At 71.3% G+C, this 26,218-nt stretch carries 24 protein-coding genes; 15 read left to right on the top strand and 9 right to left on the bottom strand.

Going from position 1 to position 26,218, the window contains the following annotated elements; genetic code table 11:
* Nucleotides 1–6: 6 nt before the first annotated feature.
* Nucleotides 7–1,320 carry an MFS transporter gene (locus ACZ5ID_RS10185; protein WP_468895448.1) on the bottom strand — a complete coding sequence of 438 codons (1,314 nt, stop codon included), beginning with the start codon at nt 1,318–1,320 and terminating at the stop codon, nt 7–9.
* A gap of 236 nt (nt 1,321–1,556) precedes the next feature.
* Here ACZ5ID_RS10185 and ACZ5ID_RS10180 point away from each other — a divergent pair, with 236 nt between their 5' ends.
* Together ACZ5ID_RS10180 and lanL are read left to right on the top strand one after the other, a co-directional pair.
* Complete coding sequence (locus ACZ5ID_RS10180) at nt 1,557–1,718, top strand: SflA family class IV lanthipeptide (RefSeq protein WP_406553885.1); 162 nt, start codon at nt 1,557–1,559, stop codon at nt 1,716–1,718.
* Between the two features lie 160 nt (nt 1,719–1,878).
* Nucleotides 1,879–4,497 carry a class IV lanthionine synthetase LanL gene (lanL, locus tag ACZ5ID_RS10175; protein WP_468895445.1) on the top strand — a complete coding sequence of 873 codons (2,619 nt, stop codon included), beginning with the start codon at nt 1,879–1,881 and terminating at the stop codon, nt 4,495–4,497.
* A 208-nt stretch (nt 4,498–4,705) separates the two neighbouring features.
* On the opposite strand, the gene ACZ5ID_RS10170 is transcribed toward lanL, so the two are convergent.
* The gene (locus ACZ5ID_RS10170; RefSeq protein WP_468895442.1) at nt 4,706–5,305 is read right to left on the bottom strand and encodes a short chain dehydrogenase; all 600 of its coding nucleotides are present in this window, start codon (nt 5,303–5,305) and stop codon (nt 4,706–4,708) included.
* Between the two features lie 165 nt (nt 5,306–5,470).
* On the opposite strand from ACZ5ID_RS10170, the gene ACZ5ID_RS10165 reads away from it, so the two are divergent.
* Nucleotides 5,471–6,334, top strand: a complete 864-nt coding sequence (locus ACZ5ID_RS10165; RefSeq protein WP_468895439.1) for a LysR family transcriptional regulator — start codon at nt 5,471–5,473, stop codon at nt 6,332–6,334.
* 19 nt (nt 6,335–6,353) lie between these two features.
* Here the strand turns inward: ACZ5ID_RS10165 and ACZ5ID_RS10160 are convergent, their stop codons facing one another.
* Entirely contained in the window at nt 6,354–7,043 is a 690-nt protein-coding gene (locus tag ACZ5ID_RS10160; RefSeq protein WP_468895436.1) for an antibiotic biosynthesis monooxygenase family protein, read from the bottom strand.
* A 214-nt stretch (nt 7,044–7,257) separates the two neighbouring features.
* Between ACZ5ID_RS10160 and ACZ5ID_RS10155 the strand changes: the two genes are divergently transcribed.
* From ACZ5ID_RS10155 to ACZ5ID_RS10135, 5 genes are all read left to right on the top strand, one after another.
* Nucleotides 7,258–7,488, top strand: a complete 231-nt coding sequence (locus ACZ5ID_RS10155; RefSeq protein WP_468895433.1) for a DUF7489 domain-containing protein — start codon at nt 7,258–7,260, stop codon at nt 7,486–7,488.
* 35 nt (nt 7,489–7,523) lie between these two features.
* Nucleotides 7,524–8,453, top strand: coding sequence for a class A beta-lactamase (bla, locus tag ACZ5ID_RS10150; protein WP_468895430.1), 930 nt, complete (start codon nt 7,524–7,526; stop codon nt 8,451–8,453).
* A 176-nt stretch (nt 8,454–8,629) separates the two neighbouring features.
* On the top strand, nt 8,630–8,863 hold the full coding sequence (locus ACZ5ID_RS10145) for a hypothetical protein (protein WP_468895427.1): 234 nt from the start codon (nt 8,630–8,632) through the stop codon (nt 8,861–8,863).
* The gene (locus tag ACZ5ID_RS10140) at nt 8,863–9,135 is read left to right on the top strand and encodes a hypothetical protein (RefSeq protein ID WP_406553644.1); all 273 of its coding nucleotides are present in this window, start codon (nt 8,863–8,865) and stop codon (nt 9,133–9,135) included. The genes ACZ5ID_RS10145 and ACZ5ID_RS10140 overlap by 1 nt, the downstream gene beginning before the upstream one ends.
* Before the next feature lie 256 nt (nt 9,136–9,391).
* The gene (locus ACZ5ID_RS10135) at nt 9,392–10,420 is read left to right on the top strand and encodes a C40 family peptidase (protein ID WP_468895424.1); all 1,029 of its coding nucleotides are present in this window, start codon (nt 9,392–9,394) and stop codon (nt 10,418–10,420) included.
* Nucleotides 10,421–10,537: 117 nt separating this feature from the next.
* Here ACZ5ID_RS10135 and ACZ5ID_RS10130 read toward each other — a convergent pair whose 3' ends face one another.
* On the bottom strand, nt 10,538–12,184 hold the full coding sequence (locus tag ACZ5ID_RS10130; RefSeq protein WP_468895421.1) for a PP2C family protein-serine/threonine phosphatase: 1,647 nt from the start codon (nt 12,182–12,184) through the stop codon (nt 10,538–10,540).
* Between the two features lie 466 nt (nt 12,185–12,650).
* Between ACZ5ID_RS10130 and ACZ5ID_RS10125 the strand changes: the two genes are divergently transcribed.
* From ACZ5ID_RS10125 to ACZ5ID_RS10110, 4 genes are all read left to right on the top strand, one after another.
* A complete protein-coding gene (locus tag ACZ5ID_RS10125; protein ID WP_468895418.1) occupies nt 12,651–13,424 on the top strand; it encodes a polysaccharide deacetylase family protein in 774 nt (257 codons plus the stop codon).
* A gap of 80 nt (nt 13,425–13,504) precedes the next feature.
* Complete coding sequence (locus ACZ5ID_RS10120) at nt 13,505–14,956, top strand: amidase (RefSeq protein WP_468895415.1); 1,452 nt, start codon at nt 13,505–13,507, stop codon at nt 14,954–14,956.
* A 167-nt stretch (nt 14,957–15,123) separates the two neighbouring features.
* Nucleotides 15,124–16,575 carry an amino acid permease gene (locus ACZ5ID_RS10115; RefSeq protein ID WP_468895412.1) on the top strand — a complete coding sequence of 484 codons (1,452 nt, stop codon included), beginning with the start codon at nt 15,124–15,126 and terminating at the stop codon, nt 16,573–16,575.
* 95 nt (nt 16,576–16,670) lie between these two features.
* Nucleotides 16,671–18,725, top strand: coding sequence for a pectinesterase family protein (locus ACZ5ID_RS10110; RefSeq protein ID WP_468895409.1), 2,055 nt, complete (start codon nt 16,671–16,673; stop codon nt 18,723–18,725).
* Nucleotides 18,726–18,820: 95 nt separating this feature from the next.
* On the opposite strand, the gene ACZ5ID_RS10105 is transcribed toward ACZ5ID_RS10110, so the two are convergent.
* From ACZ5ID_RS10105 to ACZ5ID_RS10090, 4 genes are all read right to left on the bottom strand, one after another.
* A complete protein-coding gene (locus tag ACZ5ID_RS10105) occupies nt 18,821–19,606 on the bottom strand; it encodes a hypothetical protein (protein WP_468895407.1) in 786 nt (261 codons plus the stop codon).
* Nucleotides 19,606–20,130, bottom strand: coding sequence for a SigE family RNA polymerase sigma factor (locus ACZ5ID_RS10100; protein ID WP_468896167.1), 525 nt, complete (start codon nt 20,128–20,130; stop codon nt 19,606–19,608). Before ACZ5ID_RS10100 ends, ACZ5ID_RS10105 begins: the two co-directional genes overlap by 1 nt.
* A 196-nt stretch (nt 20,131–20,326) precedes the next feature.
* Nucleotides 20,327–21,667, bottom strand: coding sequence for a pectate lyase family protein (locus ACZ5ID_RS10095; protein ID WP_468895404.1), 1,341 nt, complete (start codon nt 21,665–21,667; stop codon nt 20,327–20,329).
* A 216-nt stretch (nt 21,668–21,883) separates the two neighbouring features.
* Nucleotides 21,884–22,408: a hypothetical protein gene (locus tag ACZ5ID_RS10090; protein WP_468895401.1), complete on the bottom strand. Its 525-nt coding sequence runs from the start codon at nt 22,406–22,408 to the stop codon at nt 21,884–21,886.
* 414 nt (nt 22,409–22,822) lie between these two features.
* Here ACZ5ID_RS10090 and ACZ5ID_RS10085 point away from each other — a divergent pair, with 414 nt between their 5' ends.
* The gene (locus ACZ5ID_RS10085; protein ID WP_468895398.1) at nt 22,823–23,395 is read left to right on the top strand and encodes a peptidase inhibitor family I36 protein; all 573 of its coding nucleotides are present in this window, start codon (nt 22,823–22,825) and stop codon (nt 23,393–23,395) included.
* A gap of 101 nt (nt 23,396–23,496) precedes the next feature.
* Here the strand turns inward: ACZ5ID_RS10085 and ACZ5ID_RS10080 are convergent, their stop codons facing one another.
* Nucleotides 23,497–24,306: an alpha/beta fold hydrolase gene (locus ACZ5ID_RS10080; protein WP_468895395.1), complete on the bottom strand. Its 810-nt coding sequence runs from the start codon at nt 24,304–24,306 to the stop codon at nt 23,497–23,499.
* Between the two features lie 296 nt (nt 24,307–24,602).
* Here ACZ5ID_RS10080 and ACZ5ID_RS10075 point away from each other — a divergent pair, with 296 nt between their 5' ends.
* Both ACZ5ID_RS10075 and ACZ5ID_RS10070 read left to right on the top strand, forming a co-directional pair.
* On the top strand, nt 24,603–25,139 hold the full coding sequence (locus ACZ5ID_RS10075; RefSeq protein WP_468895392.1) for a GNAT family N-acetyltransferase: 537 nt from the start codon (nt 24,603–24,605) through the stop codon (nt 25,137–25,139).
* Nucleotides 25,140–25,234: 95 nt separating this feature from the next.
* Nucleotides 25,235–26,149: an aminoglycoside phosphotransferase family protein gene (locus ACZ5ID_RS10070; RefSeq protein ID WP_468895389.1), complete on the top strand. Its 915-nt coding sequence runs from the start codon at nt 25,235–25,237 to the stop codon at nt 26,147–26,149.
* The last annotated feature ends 69 nt before the right edge of the window (nt 26,150–26,218 follow it).

Below are 26,218 nucleotides of genomic sequence, written 5' to 3'. Positions count from 1 at the left end.
GCCCGTTCACCGCCCGTCCGGCAGCCGCGGCTCACCCCCGTCCCCAGGGACGGCACGGCCCAGGGTGCGGATCGCCGGGACCGCGAACAGTGCCACACAGCCCGCCAGGCACGCGCCCGCCGACACAAGCATCAGATGCTCGGGGGCGACCAGCGCGGTGGCCGGGCCGGCCAGTATCTGGCCGAGCGCCATACCGGACACCGAACCCGCCTGCTCGTACGCCGTGACGCGGTTGAGCACCGCGGGCGGGGTGTGGGTCTGCACGCTGGTCGCCCACATCACCGACCAGAACGCCCAGGCCCCGCCGCCCAGGACATGGCCCGCCAGCAGGACGGGCAGATCGGCGCCGAGTGCCACGCAGAGCGGGAGTGCCGTGTACAGCACCATCGCCGCCGCGCCGGCGGCCAGCGGCCGGGCGGGACGCAGCCGCAGGGCCAGCAGACCGCCGAGCACCGTTCCGACGCCGAGGAAGGACACCGCCAGGCCGTAGGTCTTCGAACCGTGCCGGGCGCTGATCAGCGTCGAGCCCAGCGGTACGAGGGGGCCGAAGAGCAGCACGCCGTAGCCCACCCAGATCAGGATCACCGCCCACATCCAGGTGCGTGCCCGGAACTCCAGCCATCCCTGGCGCAGGTCGCGCCGGAGCGAACGGCCGGTACGGGCGGGGGAGTCGGAGCCTGCCGGGGACTTGCCGGGAGCGGCGTGCGGGGCGAGCGGGACGAGGCCCAGGCATACGGCGCTGAGCAGGAAGGTCCCGGCGTCGATGGCGTACACGGTCCCGGCGCCCGTCAGCGTGAGCAGTACACCGGCCAGCGTCGGTCCGAGCAGGTGGGCGAGCGCGTCGGCCACCTTGAGCGTGCCGTTCGCCCGCTGTGGCTCGCGGGCGACGAGCGGAACCATCCCGTTCACTCCCGGCAGGAACATCGCTACGGCCGCCCCGGCCAGCGCCGCCATCGACAGGAGCAACCAGAACGGCGGCGTCCCGACGAAGAAGGCCGCCGACAGCGCTCCCTGGGTGAGCACCCTGGCCAGGTCCGCGCCGACCATCATCCGGCGCGCGCCGAACCGGTCGGCGAACACCCCGCCGAACAGGACGAGGAGCACGAACGTCCCGGTCCAGGTGCCGAGGACGTAGCCGACGCCCGACACCCCGTACACCGCGCCGACCGCGAGTGCCGTGGCGACCGGCATCATCGCGTCGCCGACCAGCGAGACGGAGCGGGCGGTGAAGTACAGCGTGAAGCGCCGGTCCCACAACGGGGGGCGGACGGCTGGTGGTTCGGTGGGTGCGGTCTGCTTCTGTGTCTGCGCGGTGGTCACGGTCCCTATATTGGACTGGACCAATCGCTGGGCTCCAGTGGCCCGGTGTCCAACCGCGACGGCTACGACATGCCGGCCACCACGGGCCTGGACGCGTGGGGACGTCCGGACGTCGCGTTGATCGCCGTACCACTCAAGTCCCGCCTCTTGCCCGTTCGTTCGACTTCGGTGAAACTGGCATGCGCTTGACAATCTCTCCATCGAACCTTCCCTTTTTGTGCACAGAAAGGACCGTCATGAGCCCTGTGGCACTGCAGATCCGGGACGCCGGCCCGCTCGACGTGGCCGTGGAGGAAGAAGAGATCACCTTCGAGGAGCAGACAGACCCCTCCCGGGGCCTCCAGGCGTGTCTGGCGGACCCCTGGGTGACGGCGACGACCCGCTTCGCCTGCGACTAGGCGAGCGGCGCGGTGGCGGCCGGACCGGTCCGGGCCGGTGAGGACGGGCCCGGGTCGGCCGCCACCGGCGTGCGTTTCCCGGGGTCAGAGGAGGCCCGGCCCCCCCGGCGCCGGTGGCCCGGGCCCGGAGCGGAACCTCGACGAACACCTCCGGACCCTGGTGGCCGGAGCCGAGCGGCGACTCGTTGCCGACGACCAGTGGCTCTACCTGTTCGCACCACGGTCCCGGGCGGCCGAACTCCCCGCTCACGGCTGGAAACTGCACATATCCGCCCGCGCGGAGGAGCTCGACCAGGTAGCGGGCCTCATCGTCCCCGTGCTGCTGCGCCATGTCTGCGACGCCAAATTCGCACGCGACGCGGCGACCTTGGGTCTGATGAACAGCGGATCGCTCGATGCCGCGCTCGTCGGGAAGGCGGTCACCGTCTATCCGCGCTCCCAGGACGTTGCGGCGCTGGGACGTGAACTGGCGGACCTCCTGGCCGGCCGGACAGGACCCCGGGTACTCAGCGACCGGCAGATCCGCTCCGACGCCCCCGTTTACTACCGGTACGGAACGTTCCGGGCCACGGGCACCGACGACGTCTCACTCGTCATGACCGGCCCCGAGGGGGAGCGCTTCCCGGGCCGGGCGGGCACGCGCTACCGCCAGCCCCCCTGGGCGGCCGACCCGTTCCGCTCCGCCACGGCGCCCACGGGCCGTCCCACTCCCCTGATCGGCGGGCGCTACCGGCTCACCACGGGCGTCGCCCGCTCTCCTCACGGAGACGTCTACCGCGCCGTGGACGACGGCTCCGGCGAGCGGGTGATCGTCAAGCAGGCCAGGGCCCACGTCGGTGAGGGTCCCGACGGTGTGGACGCCCGAGGCCGGCTGCGGCACGAGCACACCGTGCTGGAAACACTGGCGGGTGTCGACGGCGTGCCCCTGGTGCGCGACCACGTCCGGCACGGCGACGACGAGTACCTGGTCATCACCGACTGCGGACCGAGCGACCTCCGCCGCGACGTGCTGGCCCACGGACCGTACGCCGCCGCGAGCGGAGCCGCGACCGCAAGCCCTGCGGTGGCCGACGCGCGTGCGCACACCCGCGAGACGACCGTGCTGGCGCGTCGTCTCCTGGCCGTGCTCGAAGCGGTGCACGCCCGGGGCGTGGTGGTGGGCGACCTCAAACCGTCCAACGTGGTGCTCGCCGAGGACGGCACCGCGTACCTCGTGGACTTCGGCGTCAGCGCCCTGCACGGCGACCGGCCCGCGGGTGCGACGCCGGGCTACTCGATGCCGGTGTACCGCGCGGGCGAGCCCCCCGGTCCCGCCGACGACCTGTACGCGCTCGGCGCGACCCTGTACTTCGCGCTGACCGGCATGGACCCTGTCGTCGTCGACCGCGACGACCGCGTGAACCGGGACCGCACCCTCGCCTGTCTGGCCGCCGTGCTGCCGGGTGGACCACACCGTCCGGTACGCGAACTCGTCGCCGGGCTCCTGGATCCCGAGCCGATACGGCGTGCGGCCTGCGCCCGGCGTTGGCGCGGGCAGCCGCCATCCGCGACCACCGGGCAGCCGCCACCGAAGCCCACCGGGCAGCGGCTCCCCGCACCACCGAGGATCACCCGCGGCCTCCTGGACGATCTGATCGCGCACACGGTGGCGGTCTGTACCACGGCCGCCGCCGAATTGCCGGTGGGGCGGCAACCTCGGGCCGGGCAGCTGCACTTCGGGCTCACCCTCTACGACGGGGCGGCCGGTGTGGGCCTGGAGCTGCTGCACCACACGGCACACCCGGGCGTCCCCGAGGCCGTTGCGGGCCTCGCCCAGCGGACCGCCCGCCACACCGCCCTGCCCACGCTGACCGCCGCGCTGCACACCGGCCGCACCGGCGTCGACCTGTTCCTCAATGCCGCCCAAGTGAGCAGCACACCAGCGGCGTTGACGGCCCCCGTCGGCTCACGGCCCTACGACGATTCCGGTGACCAGATCGGTGGGGCGGCGGGCGCGGGGACGGGACTGCTGGTACTGGCACGGCGTGCGTACGCGGCGGGGCGAGCCGAGGAGGCGGACGTACACCTGGCCGCGGCGGGGGAGTGTGCCCGGGCTCTGCTGGCCGCGGAGAGCGGCCGGGAGCGTCCGCGACCGCAGCGCTCGGCGGCGGCGTCCGAGGCGGCCTTCCCGTTCGGTTTCGCCCACGGCCGGGCCGGTGTCATCCACTTCCTCCACGCCTACCACCGCTTCACCGGCGATCCCGCCTCCGGGGCGGTGGCCCGCTCCGGACTGGCCGAGCTCGCCGGTCACACACCCCGCCTGCTGGAACTCGCGGCCCGCCCCGAGGCCCACCGGCGCTATGGGTCCTGGTGCCGTGGACTCGCCGGGATCGGAACCCTGCTGATCGAGGCGGGCGGTCACGAGCGCGACCCGCACCTGACCGAGCTGGGAGTGCGGTGCGCCTGGGCGTGCCACGGCCTCGCACCCCGTATGAGCCCCGTGTCGCAGTGCTGCGGACTGGCCGGCGTCGGCGAACTGCTCATCGACGCCGGGGCCGCCACCGGCGACCGCGAACCGCACCGCGCCGCCGAGGAGGTGCTGGCCCTGATCCTGTGCCGCAGCGGCGGCACCCCACGCCGACCGCTGTTCCCCGACAACACCCTGGCCGCGTCCGGGCCGGGATGGGCCACGGGCAGCGCGGGCGTCCTGTCCTTCCTGCGCCGCCTGCGCGACCGGGGAGGCCCGCGCCTGTGGAGCGAGGGCACACCGGCGACCGGGCAGGCCCTGCCGGGCCGTTGAGCCCACCGGCGCTCATCGCCGTGCGGGCGGAGGCGGCGCGGTGGACCCGGCCTCGGCAACGACCGGTCCGGACCGCGCCGCCTGCCCGGATGCGTGCCATCCGGGCGAGGTGCCCCGGTCCGTACGGCATGGCGCCCGGGGCCGCCGCGCCCTCGGAGGTGCGTGGGTTCCCCCCGGTACGGCTAGGCCAAACCCAGGCTCCCGGGCACTAGTGCACGCGGTATATCTGCCCCGTCTGCGCACCCTCGATGGAGCGGACGTAAGCCATCGCGGCGCGCGCCGCGGGCACGGCCTCCATGCCCACGAAGAACGGCCCGTAGGCGGGCAGGGACTCCTCGACCACCGTCGGGCTGACCGCGTTGATCCGCTGCGGCGCGAGCTCGATCGCGGCGGCGCGTACGAACGCCTCCACCGCGCCGTTGGCCGCGGACGCCGCCGCTCCGGCCACGATCGGCTCCTCCGTGAGGATGCCGCTGATCAGCGAGAACGAGCCGGTCGGGGCAACGTGCCGGACGCCCTGACGCACCAGGTCCACCTGGCTGAGCGCCTTGCCGCGCAACGTCGCCGCGAAGTCGTCGGCGGTCAGTTCGGCCAGCGGCTTGAACACGGCGGCGCCCGCCGCGACGGCCACCGCGTCCAGCGGACCGGCCTGCTCGTACAGCCGGGCCACCGCCTGCGGGTCGGTGACATCGGCGAGCAGGTCCCCGCTCGTGCGGCCCACGCCGATCACCTCGTGGCCACGCTCCGCGAGCGCCCTGTGCACCGCGGAGCCCAGCGTGCCGGCCGCGCCGACCAGAAGAATCCTCACAACTCACCGTCCCATGCCTGGAAAACGAACACCCGGAGATACCGGGCGGCCCCAGGGGAGTGCCCCGGGGAGTGGAGCCGGGGGCGATCACCCGGCGCATCCGACGCTACGGGTCCCGCTCATCGTCCGGAAATGCCATCTGGACAGGGACTATGCTCTACAGGCATGGATGTGGAACTGCGTCACCTCAGGGCCCTGGCCGCCATCGCCGAGGCGGGTACGGTCACCGCCGCGGCGGCCCGGCTGCACATGACGCAGCCCGCCCTCTCCCGTACGCTCGCCCAGCTGGAGACGCGCGTGGGAGTCGGCCTGGTCGACCGTTCCTCCCGGCATCTGGAGCTCACCGAGGCGGGCGCGACCCTGCTGGGGCACGGGCGCGCCATCCTCGCCCACCTCGACGCGGCGCTGGCCGACACCCGGGCCGTGGACCGGCCACTGCGCCTGGGCTACACCTGCGCGGTCCTCGGGCAGCAGACCGTGCCGCTGCTGCGTACCTGGCGCCAGGCCCACCCGCACGCGCTCCTCGAAGTGGTCCGCCAGGACAACAGCACCGCGGGCCTGGCCACCGGTGACACGGATGTGGCGGTGCTGCGGACCGTCCCCGCCGACCCGCGTATCCACACCGAAGCCCTCTACACCGAGGACCGGGTCGCGGCCCTGCCCGACGACCACCCGCTCGCCGGCCGCGACCGGGTGCGGCTGGCCGAGCTCACCTCCGGCCCGCCCCTCCCGCTGGCGCTGTGGCCGGACACCGGCACTGCCTCGGTGGACCTGTGGCCCCCGGCGCAGCGCCCGCACCGCACGGTCGAGGTGCACAACGTCGACGAGTGGCTGAACCTCATCGCCATCGGCGGCGCGTTCGGCGTGGGGGCCGTGGGCACGGCGGAGAGCCACGGCCACCCCGGCGTGCGCTTCGTCCCGCTCGCGGACGCGCCCGCCACCACGGTCTACCTCGCCCGCCCGGCCCACCCGACACACCCGCGGACGGAGGAGTTCCTCGCGGCGGTACGGGAGGTGGTCAGCGCCTAGGTCCCGGGGCGCCTGCTCGTCACTGACCCGCGGCGCGGGTGTGGACGACCCGGTAGGTGTTGGAGTCGACCGACGTGAGCAGCGACCCGGTGCGGCGCTCGGCGTCCTGGCGGGCGGCGGGCTTGTCGTCCTGTGCGACGGCCTGGTAGGCGTCCCAGGCCTCCTTGTTCTCCCACTGCGAGTAGGAGATCACGAAGGAGCCCTCGAAGCCGCGGGCGGCGATGCCCTTGAGGACCGTGTGGGAGACGAAGCCCGGAACGTCACTGAGGAAGTCCATCGACGGGCCGAGCGCGTCCACCAGTTCGTCCTGGTTCTTCTCCTCGACGCCGAAGACCGTGATGACGGTGTAGTCGCCGCGGGCCGGAGAGATGTCGACCCGATCGCCGGACGCGGAGCGGGAATAGACGATCTCGTTCTGGAGCAGCCGGATCGAGGTGGTCAGCTCACCGAAGAGCGGGAGCGTACGGTGCTCGAACTCCTCGGCGTTGTACCGGTCCTCCAGGTCGGCGCGGCTGCGCCACTGGATGAAGTTGGCCGTGCCCGGCTCGTCCACACCGGCGTGCACGGTCGACGACATCCAGCCCGGGTAGGCCGCCGAGTCGACGATCTCGCGCATCGCGCCGAGCAGACCCTCCTGCTTCTCCGGCGCGTCGGTGGTGAAGATGTTGAGGACGGTGAGGTTCTTGTCTTCGGCGGAAATCTTGGGCATGTCCTTCTACGCCTCCTGTGAGTGGTACGGGCGGGAGGGGGCGGGGGGTGTCGGCCAACGCCCGCCCTCACACTGCCGTGACGCCGTTTCCCGGCGCCGGTGACCACACTGGCCCGGCCGGTACCGCGGCCGGGAGAGACCGGCCGATCCAGGGACTGGCACTCCCTGCACAAGCGTCCGGAGGCCTCGGCGGCGGGCCGACTACCCTGGCGATATGTTCAAGTCTCGCAAAGTACACAAAGAAGATGTCTGGGACGGCGTCGTCATCGACAAGTCCCAGGGGATGACCGACGGCAGCAACCTCTTCCACTACGTCGAGGTCCGCTTGCAGGACGGCACGGCCAAGAAGGTCCGCGTGGAGAAGGCCCTGTGGGAGTCGCTCGGCGCCGGTGACCGTCTCGTCAAGGAACCGGGCACTACCGCTCCGGTGAAAGCGCCGCGGTAGGACGCCCTGGAGCAGCGGTACTTGGAGGTGGGAACATGCAGTACTCACGCGCGCGACGCGCCACGCTGGGCGGGTTCGCCCTGCTCGCCAGCCTTCCCCTGATGGCCTGCGCGCAGGCCGACGGCAAGACGCCGTCCTCGGAACGTCCCACCGCGACGACACGGCCGCAGACGGACGCCAAGCCGCCCCTGGCCGCGTTCAAGGAGCTGGAGCGCACGTACGGGGCGCGGCTCGGGGTGTACGCGGTGAACACCGGCGACGGCCGCGAGGTGGCGTACCGCGACGGTGAACGGTTCGCCTACGCCTCCACGTTCAAGGCGCTCGCCGCCGGGGCCGTCCTGCGGAAGTACTCCCTGGACGGTATGAACAAGGTGATCACCTACTCCAGGGACGATTTGGTGGCCAACTCGCCCGTCACCGAGAAGCACGTCGACACTGGGATGACGCTGAGCGAGCTGTGCGACGCCGCCGTGCGCTACAGCGACAACACGGCCGGGAACCTGCTGTTCGACGCGCTCGGTGGACCGAAGGGTCTGGAGAACGCCCTGCGGGAGGCGGGTGACACGGTGACCCGCGTCGAGCGCCGCGAGCCGGACCTCAACCAGTGGACCCCCGGAGCGGTACGGGACACCACGACACCCCGCGCCCTGGCCCAGGACCTGCGCGCGTTCGCCCTCGGCGACCGCCTCCGTCCCGCCGAACGCGCACGGCTGACGCGGTGGTTGCGGACCAACACCACCGGGGGCGAGCTCATCCGCGCCGGAGTCCCCCGGGGCTGGACGGTCGGTGACAAGACCGGTGCGGGCGGCGTCTACGGCATCCGTAACGACATCGCGGTGGTATGGCGTCCCGACGGCGCGCCGATCGTCATGGCGATCGTGTCGAACCGTGGCGCGAAGGACGCCGACTACGACAACAAGCTGATCGCGGACGCGGCGAGGGTGGTTTCCCGAGCGGTGTCGTAGCGGCAGGAACGGGCTTGCCGCGTCCACGGCTACTGTGCCCACGTCGGTGGCGTCCGCGGCCCGTACACCGGTCTTGCGTGCGCCCGGGGCGGCTTCAGCGGAGCGGTCCCGGATTCCCCGGCGCGGCGATACCGTGGTGAGCGGACAAGGCCTCTTCCGCGCCTCTGGAGCTGTCGATGAGCGAACAGTCGGCCCCCGGTACCGCCGCACGGCAGCAGTTGGAGCCGGCAGCAGCCGAAGCGGTGCGCGCGTACGCGGCCAAGGCCCGCGCCACGGCCGACCGGCTCGCCGCCGTCCTGGAGGACATCGCGGAGAACGGGCTGCCGCCGGTCGAGGGCTGCACGCCCTGGGAGGAGCTGCGCGAGGCTCATCTCACCCGCCTCGCCGCCCAGCGTCCGGGTACGGCCTGATGGCCCCCCGGCACGGGCCGAGCCGCGCCCGGATCGCCTTCTCCGACGCCGCCGCCAAACAGGTGGAGAACACCACCAGTGAGGCCGAGGTGCATGCCCTGGACCGCGCCCTGGTCGTCATCTCCGTCGATCCCGACCTCGGCGAGCCGCTCCCGGGCAGCAGCGCCGGCCCCCGACTGCGGCAGTACATCGACGAGATGGAAGCCGTGCGCGTCCTGTACTACGTGACCGCCCTCAAGACCGTGGTGGTCGTCGCGTACGTCGAGATCTAGGACGCGTCGCGCGAATCTCGCCATAGGAGCCCACCACACCTCCGGGGCCGTCCCGACCCGTACCAGGTGTGCGATATGTGGGAAAACTGTGCCCTTGGATCCAGATTTTGCTCACGAGGATTTGAACAGATCACAACTCGGTCACTAGGGTCAGGTCTCGAACCTTCGCGCGATCGTTCACCCAATCGGGGTGCCGGCGAAGCAGCCGCCATGTCTGCGTAGTTCGGCGGCTCTGAGGAAGAAGGAGCTGCCTACCGTGGGGTCCCACCGTCGTCCCAGAAATCCGAGCCGCGCGCGCGTCAGCGTGTTCACCGCGACGGCCGCCGCGGCTGTCGCGCTCAGCTCCCAGGCCGCCAACGCCGCGCCTGCCAAGCCGAGCAAGGACGAGGTGAAGTCGAAGGTCGACGAGCTCTACCACCAGGCGGAGAAGGCCACCGAGGAGTACAACGGGGCCAACGAGAAGCAGACCGCCCTCCAGAAGGAGGTGACGGCCCTTCAGGACCAGGTGGCCCGTGGCCAGGCCGAGCTCAACGTCCTGCGCAACGGCATCGGTTCGCTCGCCAGCGCCCAGTACCGCACCGGCGGTCTGGACCCCTCCGTCGCCCTCTTCCTCTCCGCCGACCCGGACAGCTACCTCGACAAGGCTTCCGCGATGGACCAGTTGGGCGGAAGGCAGGCCGAGGCCCTCCAGACCATCCAGTCCAAGCAGCGGGCCCTGGCGCAGAAGCGCGCGGAGGCCACGCGCAAGCTCGCCGCCCTCGCGGACGTCCGCAAGACGGCCGGTGAGAAGAAGAAGGCCTTCCAGGGCAAGCTCGCCGAGGCGCAGAAGCTCCTCAACACCCTTACCACCGCCGAGCGCGCCACGATCCAGCAGGACGAGAACCGCGCCAGCCGTGACGCCGGCGAGCGCGTGAACCTGGGCCAGGAGAAGCCGGGTTCCGGGCGTGGATACGCCGCTCTGCAGGCCGCCGCGACACAGATCGGCAAGCCGTACCAGTCCGGCCACGAAGGCCCCGACTCCTACGACTGCTCGGGTCTCACCCAGTGGGCCTTCGCCCAGGTGAACGTCCACATATCGCGGGTCACCTACACGCAGATCAACGACGGCAGCCCGGTCAGCTTCAGCCAGCTCGCCCCCGGCGACCTGGTCTTCTTCAACAACCTTCTGCACGTGGGCATCTACGCGGGCAACGGCATGGTCCTGCACGCCCCGAAGCCGGGAGCCTTCGTCCGCTACGAGAAGATGAGCTACCTCGGCAGCTTCTACGGCGCCAGGAGGATCTGAACGCTCACGCGCGCTCGGCCACCGTCAGCGGGCGGCCGAGCGGTCCGACCGGCGGACGGGCTGCCCCCCTGGCCCGGCGGTCGGTCGCGCGGCCGTCCGTCGCGGACCCGCCGTCCCTCACAGACTGATGTGCAGGGCGCAGATGTCGTCGCGGCGGCCCTCCGGAGTGACCAGCGCGTCCAGGATGCCGTCCAGGACGCGGCTCCCGTTTCCCGCATCGGCGGCGCTTACCAGCCGGGCCAGGCCCTCGGCGAGGTCCTCGCCCGGCTTCTCGACCAGGCCGTCGGTGTACAGCAGCAGATGGTCGCCGGGTACCAGGCGCAGGGAGGCGGCCTCGTAACGCGGTGTGGTCGTCGCCCCCAGAAGGATGCCGTGGGGAGCGGGCAGATAGCTCGCCCGGCCCTCGCGCAGCAGCAGGGGCGGCAGATGGCCGGCCTGCACCCAGGTCAGCTCGGACGTGGCGGGATCGAAATGGGCCATGATCATGGTGGCCGTGCCGAAGCTCCGCTCGGACGTGTGCAGCAGCAGCGTGTTGAGCCGGGCGAGGATCGTGGGCAGGGGCATGCCGGTGATCGCCATGCCCTTGGCGGTGAAGCGGAGCTGGGCCATCGTCGCGACCGCGTCCAGGCCATGGCCGGCGACGTCACCGATGACCAGCAGGGCGCCCCCGTCGGGCAGCTCGATCGCGCTGTACCAGTCGCCGCCGACGTTGAGCCCTTCCTGAAGAGGCTGGTACGCCACTTCCACGGTGAGCCCCGCGAGGCGCAGGGACTGCTGCGGCAGGGGCAGCAGGGCGTGCTGGAGACGGCCGGCGAGGTCGCGTTCGGCGGTCAGGAGGCTCTGCTGGGCCAGGGCGGCCTGCTGGTGTGCCAGCAGCTGCTGCTGGGTCCGCTTCTCGGGGGTGAGGTCCTGGAAGAAGCCGTGGACCTCCACGGGGTGCTCCAGGACGTCCATCTCGGCTTCCGCGACGATCCGTACGTGCCGGATCTCACCCCCGGGCGTGTTGATCCGGAAGGTGTGGTCGGCGGGCCTGCCCTGCCGCAGCAGAGTCCGCACGGCCCGGGCCAGGGCCACACGGTCCTCGGTGACGACCTGGGCGGCCAGGTCCTGAAGCGTCATCGGCTCCAGGGACCGGTCGCGGCCGAACATGGCATAGACCTCGTCCGACCAGGTGATCACGGACTGGGTCAGGTCCCAGTCCGCCCATCCCATCCTGCCCAGCCGCTGCATCACCGTGAGCCGGCGCTGCTCGCGCTCCCCGCTGTCCAGGCGGACCCAGGAGACGATCAGGCCGTCCTGGCAGGGCGCGGCCCGGACGGCGAAGCGGGACAGGCGCGGTATGCCGGCGAGGACCTCCTCGTACTCGAACGGGTCGCCCTCGTAGCGGACACCGCTCCGCAGTACCTGGAGGTATCCCTCCCACAGCTCGGTGCCGGCCACGCTCGGGTAGGTCTCCAGGACGCTCAGCCCGACCAGTTCCTTGCCCCGGCGGGCCCCGATGTCGATCGATTCGGGTGCCGCCGCCATGATCCGGAAGTCCGAGACCTGTCCGTCGTCCCCGTACAGCGGCATCAGGAAGATCGCGGAGCCGGGCAGGCCGTCGAGCACCTGCTGCACGGCGGAGAGCGGCGCGGCGGGCGCCGCGTCGTCTCCGGCAGCCGATGCGCCGGGAAGCGCGTAGCGGCTCGGCGCGAGCACGGGGTCGCCGCCGGGTGCGCCGAAGCCGCTCGTCCCCGCCACCACCAGCTCCTCGTGGTCCGTCATGCAACGAGCATGGCACGCCGCGGGACCTGCTCCCGCCACTACGGATCATCCGCCGACCGTCCCGGCCGGCGCCTCCCGGAGCGCCGGGCGGGCCCCTGCGGGCCCGCGGTCCCGGGATGCGAGGAGGTTACGCGGTTTCCCCGGCGAAGCGAAGCCCGAAGGGCGGTCCGGACCGCCCGTCCAGGTGCCGGTTCTCCCCCGCGGGGAAGGAGCGGCCACCCTCTCCGACCGCCGCACCGCGGGCCTGCCCGGCAGGACGGTGCCCGACGGTGTGTGCCGATGTCATATAGGTGTAAATCAGGACTAATCCCTGCATATCTGACCGCCGTCCGAGGGGAGTTGTCCGCGAACCTTCCCGGAAATGTCCGTGATCCGTAACGGAGGCATCCCTTCGCCCGTGTGCCTCGTCCTGTCAGGTGGTCGCAGGGCGACCGGGTTCGGCGAGGGACTGCGCAAAGGGGCGGACATGGCACGGCACGGCGGCGGGCGGGTTTGGTACGGCAAGGTGGTCGGCGCGGCGATCGGAGTGACGGTGCTCGCCACCGGTGCCTCGGTATGGACCGCCCAGGCCGGCCCCTCGGACGAGCCGTCGCCCAAGGTGTCCGCGCCCGCCACGCGGGCCGGGGACGCCAAGACGGTCGCGACGACCATCGCCCACGCCTCGGAGGCGGGGCCCCACGGCGTCAACATCACCATCGACGACGGCCCCGACCCCCGGTGGACCCCGCAGGTGCTCGACGTGCTGCGGGAGTACGGCGTGAAGGCCACCTTCTGCATGGTGGGCACGCAGGCGCAGGCCCACCCCGACCTCGTGAAGCAGGTCGTCGCGGCCGGGCACCGGCTGTGCGACCACACGGTGTCGCACAACACTGCCATGGACAAGAAGCCCCAGGCCTACCAGTCGCAGCAGATCCTCGACGCCGAACGCATGATCACCAAGGCGTCCGGGGGCGTACGGCCGATGTACTACCGGGCACCCGGTGGCGCCTTCACCCCGTACAGCCGCGAGCTCGCCGCTTCCCGGGGCATGCGTCCGCTGGGCTGGAACGTGGACAGCAAGGACTTCGAGCGTCCGGGTACGAACGCCATCGTCGCCACCGTCGAACGGGAACTGCACAACGGACCGACCATCCTGTTCCACGACGCGGGCGGGGACCGTACCCAGACGGTCCAGGCCCTGCGCCGGATCCTTCCCTGGCTCAAGCAGCAGGGCTACTCCTTCGGCTTCCCGGTGCGCTGAGGGCACACCACTCTGCCCCCAAACCTGTTGTACGAGACGGTATTTCATGCCCTCACGCGGCGGCCGGTACCGTCGGATCCATGGAGCGGAACTATTCGACGGCCGAGCAGCTCACGGCCGCCCTGCGTGCCGGTGAAGTGTCCTCGGCGGAGCTGACCGACGAGGCCATCGCCCGTATCGAGCGGGACGACAGGACCATCAACGCGATCTGCCTGCCGGACTTCGACCGTGCACGGGCCGCCGCGCGCGCCGCCGACGAGGCGCGCGCCCGCGGCGAGGACCGCCCGCTGCTCGGCGTCCCGGTCACGGTCAAGGAGTCCTACAACATCGCCGGTCTGCCCACGACCTGGGGCATGCCGGCGCACCGGGACTACATACCGGACGAGGACGCGGTACAGGTGTCGCGGCTCAAGGCGGCGGGCGCGGTGGTGCTCGGCAAGACGAACGTGCCGGTGGGGCTCCAGGACGTGCAGTCCTTCAACGACCTCTACGGCACCACCAACAACCCCTGGGACCGCGCCCGTACGGCGGGCGGCTCCTCCGGCGGCTCCGCGGCGGCTCTCGCGGCCGGGTTCGGTGCGCTGTCCATCGGCTCCGACATCGGCGGCTCGCTGCGCACCCCCGCGCACTTCTGCGGTGTCTACGCGCACAAGCCGTCGCTCGGACTGGTGGCAGACCGCGGTATGACCCCGCCGCCCGCGCCCGCCCTGCCGGTCACCCACGACCTCGCCGTCGTCGGTCCCATGGCGCGCGGCGCCCGCGACCTCGCGCTCCTGCTCGACGTCATGGCCGGGCCGGACCCGCTGACGTTCGGTGTGGCGTACGACGTGGCCCTGCCGCCCGCGCGCCACGAGCGGCTGGGCGACTTCCGGGTGCTGGTGCTGGAGGAGCATCCGCTCATTCCCACCGGGTCCGCGGTGCGGGCCGGGGTGAACCGGGTGGCCGACGCGCTGGCGGGCGCCGGCGCCCGTGTCGAGCGGCACAGTCCGCTGCTGCCCGACCTGACCGAGAACGCGACGATCTACACGCAGTTGATGTTCGCCGGCACCGGCGCGCGTTTCCCCGTCGAGGCGTACGAGCACTTGCGCGCCCGCGCCGCCCAGCTCGGCGCGGAGGACCAGAGCCTGGACGCGGCGCGGCTGCGCGCGTTGGTGTGCAGCCACCGCGACTGGACGGAGGCGAACAACCGTCGCGAGCTCCACCGCCACGGCTGGCGGCGGCTCTTCGCGGAGTTCGACGCCGTGGTGTGTCCGATCACGCCCACCCCCGCGTTCCCGCACGACCACAACCCCGACTCGCTCGAACGCCGGCTCGACATCGACGGCGTCGACTATCCGTACTTGGACCAGCTCGTCTGGGCCGCTGTGGCCACCATGCCGGGTCTGCCCGCCACCGCCGTACCGGCGGGCCGGTCCCCCGAGGGGCTGCCGGTCGGGGTGCAGCTCATCGGCCCGATGTTCGAGGACCGCACCCCGCTGCGGCTGGCCGAACTGCTGGAGCGGGAGATCGGCGGCTTCGAGGCACCGAGGTAGCCCCGGCCCGGCTGGTGGGGGGTGTCGGGGGCCCGTGATCACGTACGGGCCTCGTCACTGTCGGTGAGGGAAATTTCCGGATAACGGACAGACCAGACAGAAGATCGCTGAATCGTCTCACAATCGGGCGTACTTCGATCTCAGCAACTGGACAGGCTTTCTCCGTCATGAGCCGCACCCTCACCTCCCCCTCCCCACTTCGGAACGAGCACAGCCAGGACACACCGCTCTCCAACGGGCTCAAACAGCGGCACCTTTCGATGATCGCCCTCGGTGGCGTCATCGGGGCCGGGCTCTTCGTCGGCTCCGGCGCCGGGATCGCCGCCGCCGGACCCTCGATCGTGCTGGCCTACGCCGTGTCCGGCGTGCTGGTGATGTGCGTGATGCGCATGCTCGGCGAGATGTCCGCGGCCGACCCGGCCTCCGGATCGTTCTCCGTGCACGCCGACCGCGCGATCGGTCCCTGGGCCGGATTCACCGCCGGCTGGATGTTCTGGACCCTGCTCGTCGTGGGCGTCGGGATCGAGGCGATCGGCGCCGCCCACATCATGCAGGGCTGGTTCCCGGGCACCCCGTCCTGGCTGTGGGTGCTGGTCTTCATGGCGCTCTTCTGCGGCGCCAACCTGGCCGCCGTGTCGAACTTCGGCGAGTTCGAGTTCTGGTTCGCCGCCCTCAAGATCGGCGCCATCGCGCTCTTCCTCGTCCTGTGCGTACTGGCGGTCCTGGGCCTGCTGCCCGGCACCCGTTCCCCCGGCACGGCACACCTCCTGCACGACGGCGGGTTCCTGCCCACCGGCGTCGGCGGACTGCTCGTCGGACTGCTCGCCTCCGTCGTCGCCTACGGCGGCCTGGAGACGGTGACCATCGCGGCTGCCGAGTCCGACGACCCGGTGCGCGGCGTCGCCAGGGCGGTGAGGACGACCATGTGGCGGATCGCCATCGTCTACGTGGGCTCCATGCTGGCCATCGTCACCCTCGTCCCATGGCACGACCCGGCGGTCACCGGCTCCGGCCCGTACGCCGCCGTCCTGGACCGGCTCGGCGTCCCCGGCGGCGCGCGCATCATGGAGGCCGTCATCCTCGTCGCGCTGCTGTCCGCGATGAACGCCAACATCTACGGCTCCTCCCGGATGGCCCACTCACTGGTCTCACGCGGCCAGGGGCCCGCCTTCCTCGGCAGGCTCTCCGGCGGGGTCCCGCGCGCCGCGGTCCTCGTGTCGTGCGCGTTCGGCTTCTTCGCCGTGCTCCTGTCGTACTGGTGGCCCACCACGGTCTTCGCCTGGCTGCTCAACATGGTCGGCGGGGTCGTACTGATCGTGTGGGGTTTCATCGCGGTGTCCCAACTGGTGCTGCGGCGCCGCCTGGAGCGCGAAGCTCCGGAGAAGCTCGCGGTGCGGATGTGGGGCTTCCCGTATCTGACCTGGGTGGCTCTCGCCGGGGTGGTGGGCGTCCTGGTCCTGATGGGCGTCGACTCGGGGACGCGGGTCCAGGTGTACTTCACCGGCGGGCTGGCCCTCGCGCTGGCCGCGACCGGGTATGTGCGCCAGCGGAGGGTCACGGCTCGCTCCGGGCCGGCCGACCCCCGCGCGCGCACCGCGACTGACGACCTGACGATCTGACGGCCTTTCGACTTTTCTCGGCGAGCACGGCAACCATTCGCACCGCGGCGGCAACCAGGTACCGATCGTTACTCCGCACGGAATGGAAACCACCTATGAGTTCGACCCGCCGCACGTCCCGTCACCGCAGACCGCACAAGGCGCTGGTCATCGGCGTGCCGCTGGCGCTGGCCGCGTCCGGCGTCCTGGCGTACGGGTCCGTGTTCGGACTGGGGCTGGGCCACGAGGAGAAGGCCGCGGCGGCGGAGGCCCCGACGTGGGCGACCGCCGCCGCCGACGGGTTCGCCTCCGTCAACGCGCTCGGCCAGAACGGCACCTACGGCGGCCGTGACGGCAGGACCGTCACCGTCAGGACGCTCGCCGACCTCGAAAGGTATGCCACCGCCCCGGAGCCGTACGTCATCGTCGTCGCCGGCACGATCGACATGGCCCCCGTCGGCAAGGAGATCAAGGTCGCCTCGCACAAGACGATCATCGGCTCCGGGACGCTGGGACGCATCCTCGGCGGCGGCTTCTTCCTCGGCCAGGGCGTGCACAACGTCATCATCCGCAACCTGACGATCGGGGACTCCTACCAGGGCGTCTGGAACGACAAGAAGCACGACTTCGACGCCGTCCAGATGGATGGCGCCCACCATGTGTGGATCGACCACAACGACCTGCGGCACACCGCCGACGGACTGATCGACGTCCGCAAGGACAGCACCTACGTGACGGTGTCCTGGAACAGGCTCAGCAACGCCAACAAGGCCTTCGGCATCGGATGGACCCCGAACGTCGTCACCGACATCACGGTCCACCACAACTGGATCCGCGAGACCGAGCAGCGCAACCCGTCGACGGACAACGCCGCCCACGCGCACCTCTACAACAACTTCCTGGAAGACGTCCCCGGCACCGCCATCAAGTCCTCCTACGGCAACTACGCCCGCGGCAGGACGCGGATGGTGCTGGAGAACTCCTACTTCCAGGGCATGAACAACCCCGTCATCAAGGACTCCGGCGCCGCCCTCGTCCAGCGCGGCAACATCTTCTCCGGCACGAGCGGGCGCAACGAGAGCGGCGGCGGTACGGCCTTCGACCCGAAGACGTACTACCGCTACACCGCGGACGCGGCCGGCAACGTGCCCGCGCTGGTGAAGTCCGGAGCCGGCCCGAGGAGTTCCCTGGGCGGGACGGCCACGAACGCCGCCGCGGCCACCAGGACCCTCACCGTCGCCAAGGACGGCACCGGCCAGTACAGGACGGTCCAGGCCGCGGTGGACGCCGTACCCGCCGGCAACTCCTCCCGGGTGGTCATCTCGGTCAAGCCGGGTACGTACCGCGAGACGGTCGACGTTCCGGCGAACAAGCCGCACCTGACCATCCAGGGCTCGGGCAAGAGCCGCAAGGACACGGTGATCGTGTACGGCAACGCGGCCGGTATGCGCAAGCCGGACGGTTCGGGCACGTACGGCACTCCGGGCAGTGCCACCGTCGCCGTGCGCGCGGACGACTCCCAGTTGCGCAACCTCACCGTCTCCAACGACTTCGACGAGGCCTCGCACCAGTCCCTCAAGGACCACCAGGCTGTGGCCCTGCTCACGACCGCGGACCGGATCGTGCTGGACGGCCTCATCGTCACCGGCGACCAGGACACCCTGGAGATGGAGACCGCGGCGAAGGACAAGCCCGGGCGCGTGTACGTCACCCGCTCCTACATCGTCGGCAACGTCGACTTCATCTTCGGCCGTGCCACCGCCGTGGTCGACCAGTCGGTCATCACCCTCAAGAAGCGCTGGAACGGCAGCTCGGCCGGGTACATCACCGCCCCGAGCACCCCGGCGGGCCGCCACGGCATCCTGATCAACCGCTCCACGGTCAACGGTGATGTCACCGCGTCCTCCTTCGCCCTCGGCCGGAACTGGCACCCCGGCGGTGACAAGACCGTCGACCCCCAGACCACCGTCCGCGACTCACGCCTCAGCGCCGCGATCAAGCGGACTCCCTGGAGCGACATGGGCGGCTTCTCCTGGAAGGAGGACCGGTTCGCCGAGTACGCGAACACCGGTCCCGGCGCCGGTCCCAAGAGCGCCGACCGGCCCATCCTGACCGACGCCCAGGCCGCGAACCAGCAGGTCGCGGAGTGGCTCGGCGACTGGACCCCGTAACCGCAAGGAAGAGCAAGGAGCCCGGCAGCCGCGCCCTCGCGCGACTCCCGGGCTCCCTGCCCCCGGCGTGACGGCACACCGCGTTCCCGGCCGCTTCAGCCCTTCGCGGCCGGCGCCGGGCGGAACTTTCCCGTGACGGTGTACGGCTTCCCCTTCGACGTGGTGGCCGAGGCGGTGTAGACGTCGGCGGTCACCGCTCGCCGGCCGGGGGCGTGGTTGTACTGCACGGCGAAGACATGTTGTCCCGGTGGGACGGTCCGGCCCGGCTTGAGGGTCCACCGGTAGATGAGGGCGCCCTCCCCGTCGACGGTGGTCAGGGTGAAGTCCTGGGCGGGCAGGGTCCGCCACGCGCCGGTGGAGGCCACACCGCCCGTCTGGGCGATGCGGACCTCCACCGTGAGCGCGCCCAGGGACACACCGGTGTGGAAGGTGACGTTGCTCTGGGCCCAGTAGGCGTTGGCGTGCGGGTCGACGACCGCCTCGGACCGCAGCGGCCCGTCCTGCGAACGGGGAGGCGCGGCCGGGGCGGAGGAGTGAGGGGTACGGTCCGGCGTGGACGGGGGAGAGGGCGCGGCCGGGGCGGAGGACTGAGGGGTGCGGTCCGGGGTGGACGGGGGAGAGGGCGCCGCCGGGACCGTGGCGACCTCGCGTCCGGGACCGCCGCCGTGGACGATGCCGGCGATCGCGAATCCGCCCCCCGCGAGCGCTGCCGTCGCGGCGACCGTGGCGAGGGTGACACGGGGCCAGGAAAGCGGCCCTGCGGCCCGGCGCCGGGGACGGGGACCGGGAGCGATGCCCTGGTGGACGCGGGACAACATACCGTCCCGGTCGGGCTCGTGAGCCGCCGCCGCGTCCCGCAGCCGGCGCTTCAGGTCCTCCATCAGTTCCTCGTTCCGCTCAGTTCCTCGGCGGCCTGCGCCCCCAGGATGCGCTGCAGCTCGGCCATGCCCTTGGAGGTCTGGCTCTTCACAGTACCGACGGACGTCCCGAGGGCGAGGGCGGTGTCCTTCTCCGACAGGTCCAGGGCGTGGCGAAGGACGACGCAGGCACGCTTGCGGAACGGCAGTCGGGCCAGCGCGCGGCGCACGTCCACGACCGCGTCCACGTCCGGGTGGTGCGCGCGGCCGGGGAGGGTTGCCCAGAAGAGGTGGATCCGGCGCCGTTCACGGGTGAGGGCACGGATGCGGGCGCGCGCCATGTTGGTGACCACGCCGCGCGCGTAGGCCACCGGGTGGTCGGCGCCCCGGACACGGTCCCAGCGGTGCCAGAGCGCGACGAAGGCGTCGGCCGCCAGGTCGTCGGCGGTGTCCGCCTCGCCGGTCAACAGGTACGCGAGACGCGCCAGTTCGGCATGGTGACGCTCGAAGAAGTCGTGGAACTCCGCGGATGCGTCATCAAGGGCCATGCCGAAGTCTCCGTGGGGTGTGCCCGTGCTCGGCCCGAGCCAGCGCCGGTGTTCGTGCCCGTCGTTGGTGACGGGGCCGGTGAGCATACCAAGCATTCGGTCAGCTCTCTCCATGTCATGCGGGGACCGCTTTCTCCGCGCGGGCCCGCCCCGGTGCCCGGGCGGCGTCATAACGCCCGGGCACCGGGGCGACGGATCACTTCAGGACGCCCGAACCCGCGCGGTGCGTCAGGGAGGTGGGCAGGCCGGCCGCGGACGACTCCAGCCCGGCGGACAGGACGGGCTGCCACTTCACTTCGGACTTGATCTTCTTGCTGTTCGAGGCGTTGTGGACCGCGACGAGGTCGGTGACCGAGCCGTTGACCATGTTCCCGCTGCCGGCGAAGGCGCCCGTCCCGTCGCCCGACAGAAGCTGGGAGGCCTTGCGGTCCGAGGACAGGGTCCAGTAGTTGTTCTGCGCCACGATCTGGACGCCGGCCCGCGCGTTCACGCTGTAGCTGTGGGTGTAGCCGTCGCGCGCGGTCGTGTCGAAGTGGTTGTTGTAGAGGTGGACCTGCCCGACCCGGGCCAGCGGCGCGCGCTGCACGATGCCCTGGAAGACGTTGTGGTGCAGGGTGACGCGCAGCTTCGTGTCCTTGTCGCTGCTGCCGATGAGCATGGTCTTGTCGTGGTCGGTGAAGCGGTTGTACGAGACGGTCACCAGGTCCGAGGCGTTGGTGATGTCGAGAGCACCGTCGTGGACCTGGTACTCGCGGCCGTAGTAGCGCGGGTTCGACGCGTCGAAGTGCGGGCTGTCGGTGAACGTGTTGTGGTCGGCCCACACGTGCGTCGCCCCTCGCAGGGTGACGGCGTCGTAGGCGGAGTTCCAGTTGCCCTCGGAGCCGTCCTTGGGGTCCCACTGGGGGAAGCAGTCACGGGTGTCGGCGAAGGTCAGGTTGCGGACGATGACGTTGTCCGCCTTCTGGACCAGCAGGCTGCCGCCGTTGATGCCCGCGTCGGTGCCGGGTACGCCGATGACCGTGGTGTTCGAGGGCACGGCGAGGCCCACCCGCTCGGCCTGCCGCGCCTGCGCCACGGCCCGGGCGGACTCCTGCGCGCCGGACGGCCGCTTGGACCGCCCCCACACCGAGGGGTCGTAGGCCTTGAGGTAGGCGGCGAGCGAGTAGCCCGTGCCCTTGGCGTAGTCGGCGCAGGTCAACGGACGGTCCTGGTCATCGGTGTTGGCGTTGATGCGGCCCTTCACCCGGATGATCCTGGGGGCGCCGGACGGGCCCGCGCGGAGCGCCTTGACCAGTTCGGCCCGGGTGGTGACGGTGATGTCGTGGGCCGCGTCGGCGGCCTGTCCGCCCGTGGTGCCGGAACCGCTCGACGCCCAGCCGTCCTTGGCGGCCAGGCCGGCGTGCGCGAGGTCGACGGCCCCCGCGTCGGCCTGCATGGCGAACGGCAGGAAGCCGAGACCCGCCGCCGTGACGAGTCCGGTGGAGAGCAGGGCGATGCGACGGCGGCCGGTGAGGCGGCGGTGCGAGGAAGGGCGCATGGGGTGGTGTTCCTTGTGCGGAAATGGAAGCGGAGTACTGCTCTGTCGCCCCCTCAGTTGCCGCCGTGGCCACCGGGGTTGCCGCAGAAGGAGAAGAAGGCCGTGCGATCTGGATCACACCTGGTCGGTGCCGACGCAGATGAGACCGCGGACGTCGTGCCGGCCCCGCATCCTCTCTCCGGGCGAGTCACCTCTCGCGCTCCGCCGCTTCCGCGCTCAGTTGTCGGTGAACACCTTCCTCGCCTGGCGACGGCGCAACTCTTCCAGCGTGCTCAGCTGACGTGTCGCTCGATCGGTCAAGACGTTGAGCTGCTGCCCGTCGAGACGCTCCTCGCTGTCGGTGAGCTCGCGCAGGGTCTGCCAGGCGGCGGCCTTGCCCTCCACCCCGAGACGCAGGAACTCCAGTTCCACCAGGGTGGTCAGGGGGGACCGGCGTACCAGGCCGCCGTTGCTCTTCAGCCGTCCCACCCGTTCGGCCAGCCGTCCCGCGTAGACCTTGTAGCGGCGTACGGGGATGTCGAGCCGCCGCATGATGCCCACCAGGCTCTTCCGGTCCTCGGCGATCTCCTTGGCGATGGGCTCCAGGCTCTTGGTGACCTCCGGGTCCGTGCATTCCTCGGCCAGATAGCGGGCCCGCTCGACACCGACGGTGGCACCGAGCAGGTGATCGTTGAGGTAGATGGCGAGCAGGTCGGCACCTGTGCCGTGTGCCTGACGCTGGCGTGGGGTGCGGGAGCTCATCAGGGGTTTCCCTTCGGTGCGGGGCGCGGCCGGAACGAGGCCGTCGGCCGTCTTCCGGCGGCGCCCGGTGACAGCCGTACTGCTCTGCTCCGGGATTTCCAAGGTGTCCGGGCGCGTCACGAGTACCCGGGGGAGTGCCGCTCGACACCCCCGGCCTCCCCCGGGAGTGCATGCCCGCCACTGCCGGGGGATTGTCCGGCGGACAACCCCCATTGTCCTCCTCTCCACCCGGGCTGACCTGCGGGGCCGCGGTTCGCGCTTGCGGCCAATTGGCTCACGACGAAGGCTCCCGGTGGACGGAGTGCCGAACGACGTACTGCCCCCCACCGGCGCCCGCCCGCCTTGCCGCACCACGCAGTACTCCCGGTCGCCCCTGCGGGTTTCGGGCGGCCATCGAGACCGGAAGGAGCACATATGCGTATACGTAAGGCATTAATGGCGCTGGTCATGGCCATCCTCGCGCTCGTGGCCGCCCCCAGCGTCGCCGGCGCGGCACAAGGAGCCGGCAGCGGCGGACACGGAGACTTCTCGGCCCAGGCCAGAAGCGCCGGGCTGAGCGGCCCCCAGGCGAAGAGCCTCCAGAACCGCGTCGACGGCTACCTCGCGAAGACGCACGGTACGCAGATCGGGGCCAACAAGATCGCCCTGGACAACGGCGTTCTGCTGCTCGCCCTGCCCGGGGAGCAGCGAGCCCGCGATCTGGCCGCACCGTACGCCCCCAGCGGTGCGGCGGCCAACTGCGCGTACACCTACGTCTGTGCCTACAGCGGCGAGGACTTCGCGGGTGACGAGATGATCCTCTTCACCTGCAACCACCTGAACCGTATCTACTGGTCCGGGACCGGCTCCTGGATCAACAACCAGCGCTCGACCCTGTACGCCAGGTTCTACGACGTCAACGGCAACCTGGGCTGGACCTCGCCCGGTGGTTACAGCGAGGACCGCCACGCCCCCTGGGGCTGGGTGTACTGGCTCAGCCCGTGCTGACCAAGTACTGATGACGGCCTCGGACGAGAGCTGAGGAGGCGGGGTGGGGGTGGCTTGGTGCCGCTCCCACCCGGCCGCGTCCGCGGGCAGCGGTCGCGGGGTCAGCCCCGGACCGACTCCGCCGCCTCGACGATCACCTCGGCCACCCGTGCCGGCTGCTCCACCAGTACCGCGTGCCCCGCGTCCGCGATCGTCACCATCGTGATCTGCGGGTCCGCCTCCAGTTGCCGGCGCTCCTCGTCCTTCAGGCCGATGTCGTCGCGGTCGCCGCGTACGACCCAGGAGCGCACTCCCGACGCGTGCAGACGGGCCACCAGTGAGGGGTGCCGGGCGAGGTACTCGTAGTAGTGCCGGGTGACATGGCGGCAGAACTCCGGATCGTTGTTGCCCAGGTCCGCCGCCAGCGTCTCCGCGCGGTCCTCGGGGATGTCTCCCTTCAGCATCTCCTTCTTCATCATCGGGGGCAGCGCCTTCAGCATGGCCGTCCAGGCCAGGGGCCCCAGCGCGGGCACCCGTCCCACCTGGTCCAGGACCCCGAGGAACTTGGCCTCGTCCGCCCGCGAGAACGTCGGTGACAGAAGGACCAGGGGGCCGGGGGAGACACCGAGGGCGGCCATCTCGATGGCGACGTTCGCGCCCAGACTGTGCCCCACCACCACCTGGCAGCCCTCCGTGGCTGCCAGCTCACCCATCAGCCGTGCGTAGTTCTCCATCGACAGGTCGGCCGGTGGCGTGGTCCGGCCGAACCCCGGCAAGGTGGCCGCCACCATGCCCAGTCCCGCTTCGGCCGGCGCCGCCTGGCCCATCACGTCCGCGAAGAACTCGGCGGTGCACATGCCGCCCGGGAGCAGCAGCACCCGACGCGCCGCGTTCGCCGGGCCCGCTCTGCGTAGGTCCAGACTTTGGTCCATAGGTCCAGACTGAGCTTGTCGTGGGGTTCCCGCGACATGTTCGGGGGCCTGTGTCCCGGAGGGCCAGGGAGGTGCCTGGAGCCACAGGAATCAAACAGATGTACGAGTAAGAAATCAAGGGGTCTCCTCGGTGCACGTCTGTTACCGTCACGTCGGCGCGGATGGCGCGCGAACGCGGGCACGGATTCGGGAGGTTGATGAATATGGCCGTCAACGGCCGTTCTCAGCATGCCCTTTTCCGGTCCACCCGCTGACGCGACGCGGGACGGACCGTCCACCATGACCAGGAGACATCCGTGCATACCGCCACTTCCCATGGCTTCAGCGAGCTCGCCAGCGACCGGCTCGCGCTCCGCGCTTGGACCACGGCAGACGCCGCGGCCGTTCTCGACGAGACCGTCCATCCGAAGGACTGGGCCGAGGACTTCCCCGCCGACGGCGACCGCGTCATCGCGGGTCTCTTCGGTGAAAACCCGGCCTGGCTCGATGCGTACGGTCACCGGTTGATCGTCGAACGGGACAGCGGCCTCGTCGTCGGCTCGATCGGACTGTTCTGGCCGCCCGCCGAGGGAGTCGTCGAGATCGGGTACGGCGTCGTCGCCTCCCGGCGGGGCCGGGGTTACGCCACCGAGGCCACCCGGGCGCTCTCCGCGTTCGCCCTGACCGCGCCCGGCGTCCACACCGTGGTCGCAGGGGTCGAACTGTCCAACCCCGCCTCCGTGCGCGTGCTGGAGAAGGCCGGGTTCGAGCAGTACGACACCAGCGCCGTCGAGGCCGGGGACGGTGTGGTCCGGTTCAGGCTGACCAACTTGCCCGGCCACGAGCAGAGGTGACCCTCCGGGCCGGCGGCGCACACCGCCGCCGGCCCCCTGGCGGCGGGCACGCCGTCCTCGAACGGTGTGTCCGGGTGCGGCTATCGTCGGCACGCATGAACGACACCAGAATGGACGTCACCGCGGAGCTGGTCCGTGATCTGCTGCGTGAGCAGCGTCCCGACCTGGCCGACCACCCGGTGCGGCTCGGCGCTCGGGGCTGGGACAACCAGCTGTGGCGCGTCGGCGACGAGCTCGCCGTCCGGCTGCCCTGGGCGACGCGGTCCGCGGACGCGCTGCTGCGTAAAGAGCACACCTGGATACCCGCCCTCGCCCCACACCTGCCTCTCCCGGTTCCCGTACCGCAGTACCTCGGCGAGCCCTCCGAGCTCTTTCCACGGCCGTGGATCGTCACCACCTGGGTGCCGGGAACACCCGCCGACCAGGCCCCAGCCACAGACCCCGAGGCGGCAGCCACCCTCGCCGGATTCCTGACGGCCCTTCATCGGGCCGCCCCCGAGGGTGCGCCGATGGGCCGTGACCGTGGCGGGCCGCTGGCCGGCCAGACCCAGGGGTTCGCCCAAGCGCTGGCCTCGGCCACCGAGTTGGGTTTGGTCACCGATCCGGACGCCGTCCGTTCCGTCTGGGAAGACGCCGTCGCGGCGCCCGAATGGGCGGGGCCGCTCGTGTGGCTCCACGGTGATCTGCATCCGGCCAACGTCCTCACCGCGGACGGTACTCTCTGCGGCGTCATCGACTTCGGCGACCTCTTCGCGGGCGATCCGGCCTGCGACCTCGCCGGGGCGTGGCTACTGCTGCCGGACGGCGCCGTCGACCGTTTCCATGACGGCTACCGGCCGGGCGCGGACGCGGCGACGCGGCGCCGCGCCCGTGGCTGGGCGGTGTTGAAAGCCCTCTCCTGCGCTCTCATCGGAGAGGCCGGCGTGCGGGGCCGTCCCGGCGGCAAACCCACCTGGGGGCCGCCCGCACACGCCGCGTTGCGACGCCTCATCGCGGCAGACCGGCCGTGACGGTGAGGGTGACAGTGACTGTGTCCCTCCTGCGACCCCCGTGGTCCCGCGTGTACGCGGGCCCCGGTG

It is taken from the genome of Streptomyces sp. NPDC031670, assembly GCF_055580545.1.
The sequence above is the reverse complement of the archived record's forward strand: the minus strand, read 5'-3'. Positions and strand labels throughout refer to the sequence as shown.